This is a genomic window from Nosocomiicoccus ampullae (assembly GCF_001696685.1).
GTDB lineage: Bacteria > Bacillota > Bacilli > Staphylococcales > Salinicoccaceae > Nosocomiicoccus > Nosocomiicoccus ampullae_A.
In genome coordinates, this window is sequence record NZ_MBFG01000001.1 from 1 (window position 1) to 15,834 (window position 15,834).

Genomic DNA, 15,834 nt, shown 5'->3' on the forward strand with positions numbered 1-15,834 from the left:
CAGGATCTCGCACTGTTTTTGTTAGATAAAAAAATATAATTAACAAAAAACGGGTCGACGACTCGATATTTGTTAAATAAATCGAGATATATAACAAAGTCACGAAATTATTGTTAAATAAAATCTTAAGAAGAAGTCTTATCTCTGTTTTAGGATAAAAAAACACAAACCACGCCACAAAAAAACGCTCACCGAAGTGAGCGCGTCGTACAACACCACAAAGTCTTATTCAACACCATTTTTTTCAAACCATTTTGTGATTGGTTTTAATTGGACGTAACCGTCTTGAATGACTTCGTCGTTGATTGTGACGAGTGGATAAAATAACTCGTCGTTGTTGATTTGTTCTATTAACTCTTCGTCGTAGTCTGAAAAGTTTTCGTCGCGGTCGATGTCGATGTAGTTTACACGAATGTCCGCGTCTGGATATTTTTTACTGAATAATGCTTCTAACCACTGATACGTATCTTTTGAACTCGGTGCGTTTACACAGCTCGCGCAAATGACGTCTCTTCCGTAGACATTTACTGAATAGCTCATATACGAATCCTCCTATATACCGATAGATTTTTATCTTTTAATCTATTATAATATATTTACAGAGTGATTTCTCTATAAACGTTTTTGGAGTGATATATATATGGCAACAACAAAAGACACTATGTATGAACAAGTTGATGCGGTTTTAGATAAATTACGTCCGTTCTTATTAAGAGATGGCGGAGACGTTGAACTCGTTGACGTTGAAGATGGCGTCGTTATGTTACGTTTACTCGGTGCATGTGGTACATGCCCAAGTTCAACGATTACACTTAAAGCGGGTATCGAACGCGCATTACTAGAAGAAGTACCTGGTTTCGTTGAAATTGAACAAGTATTCTAAAACTAGAGAGTCAATTCTCTAGTTTTTATTTTTATGGTGATCATATGAAACTCGTAGAATTTTGCCGATCAAACATTGAAAAAACGTCTAAACACACCTACGAACACTTAATGGATAAAGACGATGTGGACGTTATGGATTACGAATGCACGAATGATTGTGGTGTATGTAGTCGGACTGCGTTTTGTATCGTAGAAGGAAAACGCGTTGCGGCAAAGACAGATGAACAACTACTCGTTCGTGTATTAGAACAATTAAAAAAAGATGACGAGCCAGATATTTTTGATTATATCAAAGATTCATTATAATAAAGATAAGTGAATCAGAGAGGTGACAAAAATGAGTCGAGTGACATTAACAAAAGCTGCTGCAGATAAAGTAAGAACGATGTTAGAAGATAATAACATGCAAGACGGCTATTTACGTTTTAAAGTTGAGGGTGGCGGTTGTACGGGTCTAACGTATGGTATGGCTGCTGAAGAAGAACCTACTGAGCGTGATTTAGTATTTACACATCACGGAGTGAGCGTGTTAGTGGATAAGTTTGATATCGGAGTCGTCGATGGTACGACAATCGATTTTAAAGAGTCGTTACTCGGTGGTGGATTCACGATTGATAACCCTCTAGCGAGCGTTGCATGTGGATGCGGAGCATCATTTAGAACAAAAACAAATAAAGGCACTCCAGAACAATGTTAAATTGTTAGGGAATGCTTGAAATATATGCTTGGAAACGCTAATATTATGTTATATATATTAGCGTTTTTATATTATAAAAATTTAGGAGATGTAGTGATGAGTTTCGAAAGAAAGAAAATTGTAATCCTCGGTGGAGGATACGCGGGTCTTAGCGCATTAGTTGGTCTTCAAAAAGAATTAGGTTTATCTGAAGCAGATATTACTTTAATCAATAAAAATGAGTACCACTACGAAGCAACATGGTTACATGAAACAGCTGCAGGTACGATTAACTGGGAAGACGGCGTTTACCCAATTAATAAAGTTGTAGACAACATGAAAACAAACTTCGTTGTTGCTGAAGTAACAAAAATCGATAAAGACAGCCAAGTAGTTGAAACGACAAAAGGAAATGTCGAGTATGACATTTTAATCGTTGCATTAGGTTTCGAATCAGAAACATTCGGAATTGAAGGAATGGCTGAACATGCTGAATCAATTACGAGCCCACAAACTGCACTTAAAGCACGTGCATTAGTTGAAAAGAACTTCAACAACTACTTAGAGTCTAAAGATAAAAATGACTTAGCAATCGTAGTTGGTGGTGCAGGATTCACAGGTATTGAGTACCTCGGTGAATTAGTAGATTCACTTCCAATCTTATGTGACAACTTAGGTATTAACTACGACGACGTAAGCATTACGTGTGTAGAAGCAATGCCTTCAATGTTACCGATGTTCAGTGAAGATCTCAGCGGTTACGCTAAAAAGTACTTAGAAAGTAAAGGCGTTAAGTTCTTACTCGGAACACCAATCGTTGCTGCAAACGAAGAAGGATTCGTCGTTAAAATTAACGATAAAGAAGAAACAGTTAAAGCAAACAACAGAATCTGGACTGCAGGGGTTCGTGGTAACAAGTTAATGGAAGAAAACTTCGACGGCGTTATGCGCGGTAGAATCATCGTTAAAGATGACTTAACAATCGAAGGATACGACAACGTATACGCAATCGGTGACGTTTCAGCGGTTATGAACGGAACAGGCGAAAACGCACGTCCATATCCAACGACAGCACAAATTGCGATGCAACTTGGTGAACACACTGCAAAAATTATCGCTGCAAAATTACGTGGTAAAAAAGTTGAACCATTCGTATATGACGATAAAGGAACAGTTTGTTCATTAGGTGCTAAAAACGGTATCGGTGTCGTTTATGGTAAAGAAATTAAAGGTAAATCAGCTGCATTTATGAAGAAAGTAATCGATACACGTGCAGTCGCTAAAATTGGTGGACCAGTACTAGGATTCACAAAAGGTAAATTCTTGTAAGAAAATTTTAAGCATGAGTATTCGTCATACTCATGCTTTTTTAATAGAGGTGTCACGGTGAATATCGTTCAAGTATTTATATCTATCATTTTATATTTTGTACTCTTTTACGGTATTAGTTTTATATTAAATATGATTTTAAAAATGACGTGGATTATGGCAGTTGTTTATCCTGTAATCGTTGTTTTAATCATCGACAGAATTGATACTGTAGAGTACATAAAATCGCCAAACACTGCATTTAAAGAAGCGTGGAGTAATATTATTAACGTCCAAATTTTTGACGTAATTATATTATTAAGTGGTTTTATCGGTATTATATTAGCCGGATTAACAATACGCTACTTACGTAAGCTTGGCTATCAAATGTTCTAGGAGTGAGTATATGAAGTACAATTTTGAAAGTAATTTAAACGACAACAACAAAGCAATCGTCATCGGTGTAAAAGAAGACTTTGAAAACGACTCAAACTTCGAAGAACTCGATGCATTATTTAATGGGAACTTTAAATCATATATTGATGCTGGAGTCATCCAGTCAAAATTCAAAAAAATCGAATCATCGAGTGCAGTGTTACAAACAAACGTAAGAAAAGTATATACAGTTGGTCTCGGTAAATCTGAAGACTTAACACAATTAAAGCTTCAAGAAGCGTTCGGTACAGTATTACAAGCACTTAAAAAAGATAAAGTAACAGATGCGTATCTATACGTTGACTCATTTAGTTCAGACGACGATTTTTTATACGACGTCGGCTTAATGGGTGAAATTAGTGTATACGAGCCGTTCAACTATAAAAAAGATTTTAAACCTTATGAGTTAACGTTATCTTTTAATAAAGAGGTAAACGAAGACAAACTGAAAGAAGGTCAACAAGCTGGAGAGGCGATGAACTTTAGTCGTAACTTAAGCGAAATGCCTCCAAACGTACTATATCCGGAATCTCTAGTCGAGTTAATTGAAAAAGAATTTTCTGGAAAAGACAACGTTACAATTTCAGTAAAAGACGACAAAACACTTAAAGAAGAAGGCTATGGTCTCCTTCATTCAGTCGGTGACGGTTCTGAGAGAAAACCAAGACTCGTTACGATCGAGTACAAAAATAGCGATAAAGCACCTATAGCACTTGTTGGTAAAGGAATCACTTACGATTCAGGTGGTTATTCATTAAAACCACGTACAGGCATGGTGTCGATGAAATACGATATGAGTGGAGCAGCAAACGTACTTGGTATGATGAAGACACTCGTCGATCAAAAACGTGAAGTGAATGTTGTAGCGGTACTTGCGCTCGCTGAAAATATGGTAAAAGGCAATGCAAACCGTCCAGATGACGTCGTCATCGCTAAAAACGGGTTAAGCGTTGAAATTACAAATACAGATGCAGAAGGACGTCTCGTTCTTGGGGATGCGGTTACTGAAGCAATTACACATAAACCAGTTGTAATTATGGACTTTGCGACACTCACTGGAGCTGTAATCGGAGCACTCGGAGAGTCACGTACAGGTTTATTTACAAACCAAAGTAGACAATACTTAGAAGACGTTTTAAAATCATCAGAAAAAGTCGGCGAAAAGTTATGGCACTTACCGATGGATGAATCCGATGAAGCGGCAGTAAAAGAAACAGAAGTTGCAGATATTTTAAACAGTAACTTACGTCCATACGGCGGTGCATCGTTTGCAGCGGCATTTATTAATCAGTTTACTGAAGATTATCCGTGGTTACACTTTGATATCGCTGGTACATCGCAGTTTGCAAAACAAAATGCATATGGTCCAAAAGCTGCGAGTGGTGTAATGATCCGTACAGTCGTTGACTACATTTTAGACGGTTCTATGTATGACTAATTTACTAGAAGCATTTAACATCGAAATCATTGAGTTAAATAAGAAACGTGCGGTCATTGAAGTCGATATTACTGAAGAAATGCACCAACCATTTGGTATCGTACACGGTGGTATGAATGCTGTCTTAATCGAAACAGCAGCGTCACTTGGTGGTACTGAAAACGTTGAAGAAGGATATGCAGCTGGCGTTGAAATCAACGTCAACCATATTCGACCGGTATCATCAGGTAAACTGACAACAACAGCAGTACCAGTTCATATCGGTAGAACAACACAAGTTTGGACAGCAGAAATTATAAACGATGAAGGAAAAATCACAGCAGTTGGACGAATGACTTTGACGAATATGAAGTAAACTTATACCTCTCTAAATCAAAAATAGGTTTAGGGAGGTATTTTGTAAGGAGAAATTAATTAATAATAATTATCTTCATGGTATAATATTAAAACAACATTTTTATATAAATAGAACATGAGGTGATTTGTATGAAAATTTTAAGCGAACTCAAAATTAATAATAAAGTTATTAATGTAGAAATCCCAGAGAATGTTTTAAAAGCCTTAGATGTTAATGTAAATGATACAATTCAATTCATTGAAGATAACGATAAAATATCATTAGAAGTTAAGAAAAACAATTTAGATTTAAACTTGATAAATGAAATTTTAACTGAAGATGATGAAATTTTTAAAGAATTGGTAGATCGATGAGATATTTAACAGAAATGATATAAACCCAAAATTCAATCCACAAAAATACGCCCATTCTAGCCTTCTAGAATGGGCGTTTTGTTATTCATCAAGTTCTTGCTCTTTTTTACGTTGTTCAATTTTTAATTTATCTTCTTCTGTGAGTTCTTCGTATCCAAGTTCGTCACGTCGTAATTCGTTTAAGATTGTTAGTTTATACGGCTCTACATCTGAGTGGAAGGCACTTCTTGCAAGCATATGTGCACCTGTTGGTGCAATGATGTAAATGAATACGAGTGCGAGTAGCAATGTGATTTCAAATCGCTCTTCAAAATACCAAAAGTATAAGAAAACAGCGAGTAGAACGAGTGATACACCGAGTGTTGAACTTTTACTTGCTGCGTGGAGTCGTGAGTACATGTCCGGAAGTCTCACGATACCGATTCCTGCAACGATTGAAAAGAATACCCCACTTAATACGAGTATCGTTACGATACTAGTCATCAGGATCTCTATCATGATCGATCACCCATCCTTTCTCTAAAAACTTCGCCATTGCGATTGTACTGACAGCACCGAGCATACCGATAATCATAATTACAACGATTAAGTACGGAGTGTCAAGTAGGACTGAGAAAATCCCGATTGTTCCCATTAACATAACTCCAAACGCATCTAACGCTACGATTTTATCGTGTAACGTCGGTCCTTTAATAATTCTATACGATGCGATAACGAGCGCGACTGCCATTCCAATAATTGCGATAATGAATATGACTTGTAAAAATGAAATCATGGACGACCCACCTCTTTAATGAGACGTTCAAATGAGTTTTTAATAGCCTCGATTTCTTTATCGGCATCGACTAAGTTTACCCCGTGGATATATAGCGTCTTAAAGTCATCACTAATTGCAACGACGACTGTACCTGGTGTTAACGTGATAAGAGAAGATAGAAGTACGACTTCCCAATCCTTTTGTAAATCACACGGATACGCATAGAATCCAGGGTATACGTTCATTTTTGGTTGAAGGACGATTTTTACAACTTCGATGTTTGCAACGAGTAACTCATAAACGAATACGAAGAATAACTTAACAATTCTCCATACGCGGATGAGGTAAAACGTACCTGGTAAGAAGTTACGTAATATGGATACGGCAATTAGCCCCATTAAATACCCCATCACGAGAGTGCTCACTGTAAAACTGTTGTTCATAAACGCCCAAAGGAATGCGAGTAAGAAATTGAGTAATACTTGTATTGCCATTTACTCCACCCCCATAATATATTCTGAGTAAACAAACGGATCTGCGAGTGCTTGTGCAGCCATTTCAAAGTATGGATATAAGAAATCTGCACTTAAACCGAATACGATGGATACGATAACGAGTCCAACCGCACTAAAGAGCAGTTTATCAGTCTTCATTGGTTTTAACTCTTCTTCTACAGCGTGTTCACCGAAGAACACGTGTATAAATACTCTCATAATACTGTATAGAATCACTAAACTAGAGAATAAAATAATGACGCCTGAAATATAGTGTTCATTTATAAATAATGATTTCACGATATACACTTTACCGAAAAAACCAGGGAATGGTGGAACTCCTGCAAGTGATAATCCTGCTAAGAAGAATGTCCAACCAACGACTGGGTGAACTGACATTAAGCCGTGTATATCTTTTGCGTTATGTTTACCAGTTCTATAAATGATAAAACCAACGAGTAAGAATAACGCTGTTTTAATAATCATGTCATGAATGAGGTAGTAAATACTACCGATCATACCATCTAAATCGAGCATTGCGACAGCTGAGATAATAAACCCAATCGCAATCATAATGTTATAGATGATGACCATCTTCATGTCGTACGTTGAAATCGCACCAATACATCCGATAATAATCGTTAAGATCGATAAGACGAGTAAAACAGTACTAATATAGCTATAGTCTAAATTGAAAAATAGACTGTACGTACGCATCAGTGCGTACACACCGACTTTTGTCAGTAATGCACCGAACGCTGCAAGTATTGGGATTGGTGGTGCGTTATATGAATCTGGTAACCAGAAGTAGAGCGGGAATACCGCTGCTTTAGTTAAGAATACAAACATAATAACGACACCGATTAACGTAATGACCGTTAAATTACCGTCATAATTAGATAGCTTCACGTGGATATCTGCCATGTTTAAACTACCAACAACAGAATATAAAAATCCAATTCCAAGTACTAAAAAGTTCGATGAAATAATATTAACGACTAAATATTTAAAGCCTTCTCGTAACTGAATCGTACTACTACCAATTGTAAGTAATACATATGACGCGATTAAAAACACTTCGAAGAATACAAACATGTTGAAAATATCTCCAGTAGTAAACGCGCCGTTTACACCCATGATCATAAATAACATCATTGGATAATAGAAATAACGTTCGTTATTAACGCCAATCGATTGGAACGAATAGACTGTAACGAAAAACAGTATGATCGATGTCGTTAATACGAGTAAAGCACTTAACATATCATAAACGACTGTAATTCCAAATGGTGCAGGCCAGTTACCAATATTTGTAACTAACACACCATCTGTATATATACGCTGTACAATAACTATTGAAAAAATTACCATTAAGATACTTGCGAGTGTTGTGATTGCTCGGTGTAACACAGGGTTTCTACCGACGAGTAACATAATCACCGCAGCAAGACCTGGAATGACTAATGGCAATATAAGTAATAAGTTAATAACCATCGTCTCTTCCTTTCATGTCTTCAGTATCATCTGTACCGAGTACTTTATAGTTGTTTAACGCAAGCACTAGACTATAAGCAGTCAGTGCAAACGATATAACGATTGCTGTAAGAATCATCGCTTGTGGTAACGGATCGGTATACACTTCGACACGTTCATCTAGAATAGGAACGTTTCCGCGCTTTAACTGTCCCATCGTGAGTAACATAAGGTGAACACCGTGGGATAATACCGAAATACCGATAATAATTCTTAACACACCTTTAGAGAGGATTAAGTACGTCGCACATCCGATGAGTACACCTGAAAGAATAATCATTACAAATTCCATTAATCCTTCACCCCTCCAACTGCGATTAAAATGAGTATCGTTGCCCCGAATACGACTAAAAAGACACCGAGGTCAAAGAACACTGCAGAGTGGATATGCACGTCACCTAATAATGGAATGTAAACATCTGTTAAAGCATGTGTAAAGAACGGATTACCGAACATCATTAATAAGAACGGGACTCCAATAGCGAACAGTAACCCGAGTGATATTAATAATTTTAACGGAATCGGTAGCATCTTCTTTAACGTCTTTACATCATAAGCAATCAGTAAGAGTAGCACTGCTGAACTCATGAGTAATCCACCGACGAATCCTCCACCTGGCGTATAGTGCCCTGCAAAGAATAAGTTCAAACTAAACATCGTGATGATGAAAAACGCAACTTTAGAGATGTACTGTAAATGCACATCGTTCATTTGTCGATGGAGTGTCTTATAGCCGGCTCTTTTAAGTGTGCTCTTCATTTTCATCATCCTTTCTTAGGCTTGTCATTCTCATTAAAATGTAAATACCGATTCCGGCGATTGCGAATACCACTGTTTCAAACACAGTATCGTAACCACGGAAGTCAACGAGAATAACGTTTACCATATTTTTACCTGCAGCTAAGTCATATACGTGTTCGATATGATATTCAGAAATCGATTCGAATATACGATGACTGTATGCAGATAATCCAATTAAAATCGAAACTGCTCCGACCATTACTGCAACGATGAAGTTCGTTAATTTAAACTGACGTGTTTCTGGTAACTTACTCACTTTAGGTAAGTGATAGAAACATACTAAGAATAGAGTCGTCGTTACAGTTTCAATCGCGAGTTGAGTTAATGCTAAGTCCGGCGCTCTAAAGAATACGAAGAATAACGCCATACTAAATCCAACTGCACCGAGCATAATAATACTGACCATACGAGATTTTGTAATCATAATAATTCCGAGTGAAACTAATATAACAACAATTAGAATCACTTCTTGAATTCCTATAGGTGCAAGATCTGTAAGACTTAAATTTAAACCAGTTCTAAACATCGTAACGATACTAAAAATTGTTAAGAAGCCGAATATATACAGTAGGTATGTTCTTAAAAATCCTGTAGATAATGTATTCGTTACTTTGTTAGAGTATTTTGTACTGTTTACGAGTGACTGGTCATAGAAGTTATTTAACGTAAAACGCTCCTTAATATAATCGTAAATAAACATCCAGCTTTCTCTAAAGTAGTAGAGTAGTGCTCCGACTAAGACGATTAAAATCGTAGAGAGTAAAGCAGGTGTTACACCGTGCCAAAAACTAATCGATACGTCGACAAAGTTTTGACGATCTAAAATTGCACTGGCCGCTGGACTAATAATCGTATTCGATAAAATGTTCGGGAATAAGCCGATAATGACGACGAGTGAAGCTAAAATAACTGGTGAAATTAACATCAGCATCGGTGCTTCAGAAGGTTCTTTTGGAGTATCAAATGATTCTCCAGTAAATACCCCAAATATTAATTTCATCGAATAGACGAAAGTAAATATACTTCCGAGAATCGCAAGTAATGGGAATAAAACACTAATCGTACTTAATATAGTGATGTTCGACTGAGAAATTTCAAACATCGCTTCTAAGAACATTTCTTTAGATAAAAATCCATTAAATGGCGGAAGTCCTGCCATAGAAAATGCAGTAATTAACGTAATTGTAAAACTGATTGGCATAATCGTCATTAACGCACCGAGTCGTTTAATGCTACGCGTACCTGTTTGGTGATCGACAATCCCTGTCACCATGAATAGCGCACCTTTAAACGTCGCGTGGTTAATAATATGAAATACTGCAGCAATGACTGCGACTGTAAATATTTCTTCATTAAAACCAGCAGTGACAGCTAAAGCTCCAAGCCCGAGTAATGACATAATTAAACCGAGTTGAGACACGGTAGAAAATGCGAGTACTGCTTTCATATCATCTTTAACGACTGCGTTAAATGATGCCCATGCGAGTGTAATGAGTCCGATAATTAAAATCGTATTGACCCACGTTAAGCTCCACATAAACACTGGTGTAAAGCGCGCAACTAAATATAGCCCTGCTTTAACCATCGTTGCAGAGTGTAAATAAGCACTGACTGGAGTTGGTGCTTCCATTGCATCAGGTAACCAAATATAAAACGGAAACTGAGCTGATTTTGTAAATGCACCGAGTAAAATTAACACGAGTGCAATGACTCCAACACCACTTGATGCGATCACATCTGATGAAGCAATCATTTCTCGAATGCTAAATGTTTCCGTAATAATGCTAAGTAAAATGAAACCACCGAGCATCATAAAACCACCGAACATCGTAATTAACATCGATTTTTGAGCGCCGTAAGTTGAACGTTCTTTTGTCGTCCAAAACGCGATGAGTAAGAAACTCGAGATCGACGTCAACTCCCAAAACATATATAACATTAAAACGTTATCAATTGTCACAACACCGAGCATCGCTGCCATGAACATTAAGAGGTAGACGTAAAAGTTACCGAGTTTTTCATCTTTTGAAAGATATCCAATCGAATATAGAACGACTAACGTTCCAATTCCAGATATCAAAATGGCAAAAAGTAATCCAAGGCCATCTATGTATACATCGAAGTTCATGCCGATTTTTGGCATAAAGTTTAACGTGTAGTAGATGTTTGACCCACTTTTTACAGTTGGTATTAACGTAAATAAATAAGACACGATAACGAATGGTACTGGTAGTACAAACCATCCGAGATGGATGTCTTTTTGATATTTATACACTACCGGTATAATAACAGCTGCTATTAATGGTAGTAATATTAAAAAATGTAATAACGTCACACCATAACCTCCTTCTCACAATTATATGACTTTATTATACATGAATTAATATCGGTTTTAAATGAACACGATATGTTCTATAATGACTGTTGGAACAAAATGAAGTTTAATCATACAACAATTTAAGTAATGTTGAAATATTGGAGGAAAGATCAATGGCATTTTCACAAATGGACAAAACAGTATTAGAAAACGAACAAAGTGTCGTTATTAAAACAAATAAAGGTGACATTACAGTTCGACTATTTGCAGATAAAGCACCGAAAACTGTAGAAAACTTCGTCACACATGCTAAAAACGGCTATTACGATGGTCAAATTCTCCACAGAATTATTAAAGATTTCATGATTCAAGGTGGAGACCCTACAGGTACTGGTATGGGTGGAGTAAGTATTTGGGATGAGGACTTCGAAGATGAGTTCCACGAAGAGTTATTTAACTTCCGTGGTGCGTTATCAATGGCAAACCGTGGACCAAACACGAACGGCTCACAGTTTTTCATCGTAGAAGCGATTCGTGTTCCGATGAACATGCTCGGTCAATTAGAAGGTGCTGGATATCCTGAAGAGGTAATTAAAACGTATGCTGACCTCGGTGGAACACCATGGTTAGATAACCGCCACACTGTTTTCGGTCAAGTGATCGAAGGAATGGACGTTGTCGATGATATCGCAAGTGTAACAACTGGTCCAATGGATAAACCAGTAGAGGACATCGTTATCGAAACGATTGAAGTTTTATAATTCAGTCGACAAATAATTGTCAGAATTTCATCGTAGGAAAATCCGCATAATTTGTTATACTAATAAGGTAAAGGTGTGTGAATGACTTATGATGGAATTTCTTTATTTCCCTGAAGATAAAACTGAATATATTCCTGGAATTATTACGCTCGTTGTTTGTATCGTATTAGCGTATGTAGCGTTCGTATTAATTCGAAAATATTCAAAAAAACAAGAACAACGTGCACAAGAGTTCGAACAAGAAGTTTTAAATAAAATAAATTCAGACGTGCATGACGATCATCATAAATAGATAGAATAAATGGAAGCCTCACTTAAAATATGCTATTATACAATAGTGTTATAGAAGTGGGGTTTTTTCGTGACAAAACACTACCGAGCAGGTCAATTTGTTAAAGTAAAAGTAACAAACGTTCGGCCATACGGTGCTTTTGTCAAAACGATGGATGGTGTAGAAGGACTTATCCATATTTCAGAAGTGATGGATAACTTCGTACATAATATCCATCATTATCTTTCAAAAGGGCAGATTGTAAAGTGCAAAATTTTAGCAGTGAACGATAGGGATGGGAAATTAAATCTGACCTTAAAAGAGAATGAATACTTCAAGCAAAAGTGTAAGAAAAAGGCAGAAAAATCGATATTAGATACGATTGAACAAACCGAAAAATACGGTTTTGACTCCCTACGACAACGTATGCCTATTTGGATTAAAGAGGCAAAAGAACAAATGTATGACCGGTAAAAGACTTAGCAAGCGCTAAGTCTTTTATTTTTTTAGTTTACAAAAAACGAACTAATAATACATAGATTTGTAAGTTTATACAAAACTATCTAATAGCTTGAATACTCATATAGTAATGTGAGATTATAATAGAAGATAAACTATTTTTAGGAGGATACTTTTTTATGGATTACTCTATGAATCACTATAGACACGAACCATTCGTGGACTATACGAAAGAAGAAAACAAAGCATGGGTTAAAGAGGGAATTAAAGAAGCTCAAAAGATCTTCGGTCAAGAATTCCCATTAGTTATTAACGGTGAAAGAATTTTCACTGAAGATAAAAGTGAGGTATACAACCCAGCAAACAAATCAGAAATCATCGGATACGTTTCACAAGCGACACGTAAAGAAGCAGACCAAGCGATGGAAGTTGCAAAAGAAACATTTGAATCATGGAGAAAAACTTCATTCTCAATGCGTTCAGATATTCTTTTCAAAGCAGCACAAATCGTACGCGACAGAAAAGCAGAATTTACTGGTCACTTAGTGAAAGAAGCGGGTAAACCATGGAAAGAAGCGGACGGAGAAGTTGCTGAAGCAATCGACTTCTTAAACTACTATGGACGTCAAAACTTAGAATTAGCGAATGGTAAAACAGTACAATCACGTGCAAATGAATACAACCGTTTCGATTACATTCCTTTAGGTGTTGGATATGTTATCTCACCTTGGAACTTCTCATTTGCAATCATGGCAGGTACTGCAGCTGCAGCACTTGTTTCAGGTAACACAGTATTATTAAAACCTTCTTCAAACACGCCAGTTGTTGCGTACAAATTTGTTGAAGTTCTTGAAGAGGCTGGATTACCAAAAGGTGCAATCAACTTCATCCCAGGTTCATCAAGAGAAATTGGTGACTACTTAGTTGACCATAAAGATACTGCATTCGTATCATTCACTGGTTCACGTGACGTTGGTGTACGTATTTATGAACGTGCAGCAGTTGTTCACGAAGGACAAGTAAACTTAAAACGTGTAATCGCTGAGATGGGTGGTAAAGACACAATCGTTGTAGACAGCGGTGTAGATCTAGACGAAGCAGCAGATGCAATTGTAAACTCTGCATTCGGATTCTCTGGACAAAAATGTTCAGCATGTTCACGTGTAATTGCACTTGAAGACGTACATGATGAATTACTTGCAAAAGTAGTAGAAAAAACAAAAGAATTAACAGTTGGTGACCCATCTGAAGATATCTTCATGGGACCAGTTATTGACCAAGCGTCATTAGATAAAATCGAGAAGTACATCGAAATCGGTAAACAAGAAGGTAAACTTGAAATCGGTGGTAAAATCGAAAATGAAACAGGTCACTTCGTTTATCCAACAGTATTCTCTGGACTTAAACACGATGACCAAGTGATGAGAGAAGAAATCTTTGGACCAGTTGTCGGATTCGCAACAGCTAAAGACTTCACTGAAGCAATCAAATTTGCAAACAACACAGACTACGGTTTAACAGGTGCAGTATTCACTAACAACCGTGAACATTTAGAAGAAGCACGTCGTGACTTCCACGTTGGTAACTTATACTTCAACCGTGGTTGTACGGCAGCAATCGTTGGATACCAGCCATTTGGTGGATTCAAGATGTCAGGTACAGACTCTAAAGCAGGTGGACCAGACTACTTATTACTCCACATGCAAGGTAAAACAACTTCAGAAATGTTCTAATATAATTCATTTCTATAATAGGAGGTGTCAGTATGACACAATCAAAAGATATCATTCAACTTGCTGATAAAGTAGCAGCACCAACATATAAACCTCTGCCAATCGTCGTTGACGTGGCAGAAGGTGTATGGGTAAAAGACCCAGAAGGTAACAAGTATTTAGATATGCTTTCAGCATATTCAGCAGTAAACCAAGGTCACCGTCACCCTAAAATTATCGAAGCACTTAAAGAACAAGCAGATAAAGTAACACTTGGATCTCGTGCGTTCTATTCAAGCAACTTAGGTGAATGGTTAGATAAACTTAACGAAATTTCTGGAAAAGAAATGGGTATTCCTATGAACACTGGTGCTGAGGCAGTTGAATCTGCAATTAAAGCAGCACGTCGTTGGGGTAAAGAAGTGAAAGGTATCGAAGATGGTAAACAAGAAATCATCGGTATGAATGGTAACTTCCATGGCCGTACGTTAGGTGCGATTTCACTTTCAAGTGAAGAAGCATATAAAGACGGCTTCCACCCATTAGTACCAGGTTTCCCACTTGTACCTTATGGTGATATTGACGCATTAAAAGCGGCAATTAATGAAAATACAGTTGCTGTAATCTTAGAGCCGATTCAAGGTGAATCAGGTATTAACATCCCACGTGACGGCTTCTTAAAAGAAGTTCGTGAGTTATGTGATGAGAACAACGTTCTCATGATCGCTGACGAAATCCAATGTGGACTTGGCCGTAGTGGTAAATTATTCGCATGTGACTGGGAAGACGTTAAACCAGATATGTACATCTTAGGAAAAGCACTCGGTGGTGGAGTATTACCAGTATCAGTTGTGCTTGGAGACAAAGAAGTACTTGAGTTAATGACTCCTGGATCACACGGTTCAACATTCGGTGGTAACCCACTTGCAGCAGCAGTATCTATTGCAGCAATCGACGTTTTACTCGATGAAAAACTTGCAGAGCGCTCAAACGAACTCGGTGAGTACATGAAATCAGAACTTAAAACAATCGATAACCCAATCATAAAAGAGGTACGTGGACGCGGATTATTCATCGGTATGGAACTAACAGAAGATGCGAGACCATACTGTGAAGCGTTAAAAGAGCGTGGACTATTATGTAAAGAAACACATGACACAGTCATTCGTTTTGCACCACCTCTAATTATCGAAAAAGAAGATTTAGACTGGGCAATTGGCCAAATTAAAGAAGTACTTTCTAAATAATACTAGAAGCCGAAACTCTCATACATATA

The 15,834-nt window shown here is 37.2% G+C and carries 21 protein-coding genes; 13 read left to right on the forward strand and 8 right to left on the reverse strand.

What is annotated here, in order from left to right:
• Positions 1-225: 225 nt before the first annotated feature.
• A complete protein-coding gene (locus BBS29_RS00005; protein ID WP_040929378.1) occupies positions 226-540 on the reverse strand; it encodes a YuzD family protein in 315 nt (104 codons plus the stop codon).
• 100 nt (positions 541-640) lie between these two features.
• On the opposite strand from BBS29_RS00005, the gene BBS29_RS00010 reads away from it, so the two are divergent.
• From BBS29_RS00010 to BBS29_RS00045, 8 genes are all read left to right on the forward strand, one after another.
• Positions 641-883, forward strand: coding sequence for a NifU family protein (locus BBS29_RS00010; protein WP_040929377.1), 243 nt, complete (start codon positions 641-643; stop codon positions 881-883).
• A 44-nt stretch (positions 884-927) separates the two neighbouring features.
• Positions 928-1,191 (forward strand): DUF1450 domain-containing protein, encoded by a 264-nt coding sequence (locus BBS29_RS00015; RefSeq protein ID WP_068127732.1) that lies wholly within the window; start codon positions 928-930, stop codon positions 1,189-1,191.
• Between the two features lie 31 nt (positions 1,192-1,222).
• The gene (locus tag BBS29_RS00020) at positions 1,223-1,582 is read left to right on the forward strand and encodes a HesB/IscA family protein (RefSeq protein WP_068127736.1); all 360 of its coding nucleotides are present in this window, start codon (positions 1,223-1,225) and stop codon (positions 1,580-1,582) included.
• 96 nt (positions 1,583-1,678) lie between these two features.
• Positions 1,679-2,890 (forward strand): NAD(P)/FAD-dependent oxidoreductase, encoded by a 1,212-nt coding sequence (locus BBS29_RS00025; RefSeq protein WP_068127739.1) that lies wholly within the window; start codon positions 1,679-1,681, stop codon positions 2,888-2,890.
• A gap of 57 nt (positions 2,891-2,947) precedes the next feature.
• The gene (locus BBS29_RS00030) at positions 2,948-3,265 is read left to right on the forward strand and encodes a YuiB family protein (RefSeq protein WP_052327367.1); all 318 of its coding nucleotides are present in this window, start codon (positions 2,948-2,950) and stop codon (positions 3,263-3,265) included.
• A 10-nt stretch (positions 3,266-3,275) separates the two neighbouring features.
• On the forward strand, positions 3,276-4,742 hold the full coding sequence (locus BBS29_RS00035) for a leucyl aminopeptidase family protein (RefSeq protein WP_068127743.1): 1,467 nt from the start codon (positions 3,276-3,278) through the stop codon (positions 4,740-4,742).
• Entirely contained in the window at positions 4,735-5,097 is a 363-nt protein-coding gene (locus BBS29_RS00040; RefSeq protein ID WP_068127746.1) for a hotdog fold thioesterase, read from the forward strand. Before BBS29_RS00035 ends, BBS29_RS00040 begins: the two co-directional genes overlap by 8 nt.
• A 131-nt stretch (positions 5,098-5,228) precedes the next feature.
• On the forward strand, positions 5,229-5,453 hold the full coding sequence (locus tag BBS29_RS00045; RefSeq protein ID WP_068127748.1) for a hypothetical protein: 225 nt from the start codon (positions 5,229-5,231) through the stop codon (positions 5,451-5,453).
• An 81-nt stretch (positions 5,454-5,534) separates the two neighbouring features.
• On the opposite strand, the gene mnhG is transcribed toward BBS29_RS00045, so the two are convergent.
• Genes mnhG through BBS29_RS00080 form a run of 7 tightly spaced genes read right to left on the reverse strand, consistent with a single transcriptional unit; the run spans position 5,535 to position 11,373 of the window.
• Positions 5,535-5,936, reverse strand: a complete 402-nt coding sequence (gene mnhG / locus BBS29_RS00050; RefSeq protein WP_246827393.1) for a monovalent cation/H(+) antiporter subunit G — start codon at positions 5,934-5,936, stop codon at positions 5,535-5,537.
• Positions 5,929-6,228 carry a Na(+)/H(+) antiporter subunit F1 gene (locus tag BBS29_RS00055; RefSeq protein WP_068127753.1) on the reverse strand — a complete coding sequence of 100 codons (300 nt, stop codon included), beginning with the start codon at positions 6,226-6,228 and terminating at the stop codon, positions 5,929-5,931. Before BBS29_RS00055 ends, mnhG begins: the two co-directional genes overlap by 8 nt.
• Positions 6,225-6,704 carry a Na+/H+ antiporter subunit E gene (locus BBS29_RS00060; RefSeq protein WP_068127756.1) on the reverse strand — a complete coding sequence of 160 codons (480 nt, stop codon included), beginning with the start codon at positions 6,702-6,704 and terminating at the stop codon, positions 6,225-6,227. Before BBS29_RS00060 ends, BBS29_RS00055 begins: the two co-directional genes overlap by 4 nt.
• A complete protein-coding gene (locus tag BBS29_RS00065; RefSeq protein WP_068127758.1) occupies positions 6,705-8,198 on the reverse strand; it encodes a Na+/H+ antiporter subunit D in 1,494 nt (497 codons plus the stop codon).
• The gene (locus BBS29_RS00070) at positions 8,188-8,529 is read right to left on the reverse strand and encodes a Na(+)/H(+) antiporter subunit C (RefSeq protein ID WP_040929366.1); all 342 of its coding nucleotides are present in this window, start codon (positions 8,527-8,529) and stop codon (positions 8,188-8,190) included. Before BBS29_RS00070 ends, BBS29_RS00065 begins: the two co-directional genes overlap by 11 nt.
• A complete protein-coding gene (locus BBS29_RS00075; RefSeq protein WP_068127760.1) occupies positions 8,529-8,996 on the reverse strand; it encodes a Na(+)/H(+) antiporter subunit B in 468 nt (155 codons plus the stop codon). The genes BBS29_RS00070 and BBS29_RS00075 overlap by 1 nt, the downstream gene beginning before the upstream one ends.
• The gene (locus BBS29_RS00080) at positions 8,980-11,373 is read right to left on the reverse strand and encodes a Na+/H+ antiporter subunit A (protein WP_068127762.1); all 2,394 of its coding nucleotides are present in this window, start codon (positions 11,371-11,373) and stop codon (positions 8,980-8,982) included. Before BBS29_RS00080 ends, BBS29_RS00075 begins: the two co-directional genes overlap by 17 nt.
• A 155-nt stretch (positions 11,374-11,528) precedes the next feature.
• Between BBS29_RS00080 and BBS29_RS00085 the strand changes: the two genes are divergently transcribed.
• The 5 genes from BBS29_RS00085 to BBS29_RS00105 all read left to right on the forward strand — a co-directional run bounded on the left by BBS29_RS00085 (position 11,529) and on the right by BBS29_RS00105 (position 15,805).
• Positions 11,529-12,116: a peptidylprolyl isomerase gene (locus tag BBS29_RS00085; RefSeq protein WP_068127766.1), complete on the forward strand. Its 588-nt coding sequence runs from the start codon at positions 11,529-11,531 to the stop codon at positions 12,114-12,116.
• Positions 12,117-12,204: 88 nt separating this feature from the next.
• Positions 12,205-12,408, forward strand: a complete 204-nt coding sequence (locus tag BBS29_RS00090) for a hypothetical protein (protein WP_068127769.1) — start codon at positions 12,205-12,207, stop codon at positions 12,406-12,408.
• 69 nt (positions 12,409-12,477) lie between these two features.
• Complete coding sequence (ygs, locus tag BBS29_RS00095; RefSeq protein ID WP_068127773.1) at positions 12,478-12,861, forward strand: S1 domain-containing post-transcriptional regulator Ygs; 384 nt, start codon at positions 12,478-12,480, stop codon at positions 12,859-12,861.
• Between the two features lie 164 nt (positions 12,862-13,025).
• A complete protein-coding gene (pruA, locus tag BBS29_RS00100) occupies positions 13,026-14,579 on the forward strand; it encodes an L-glutamate gamma-semialdehyde dehydrogenase (protein WP_371327357.1) in 1,554 nt (517 codons plus the stop codon).
• 32 nt (positions 14,580-14,611) lie between these two features.
• Complete coding sequence (locus BBS29_RS00105) at positions 14,612-15,805, forward strand: ornithine--oxo-acid transaminase (RefSeq protein ID WP_040929361.1); 1,194 nt, start codon at positions 14,612-14,614, stop codon at positions 15,803-15,805.
• The last annotated feature ends 29 nt before the right edge of the window (positions 15,806-15,834 follow it).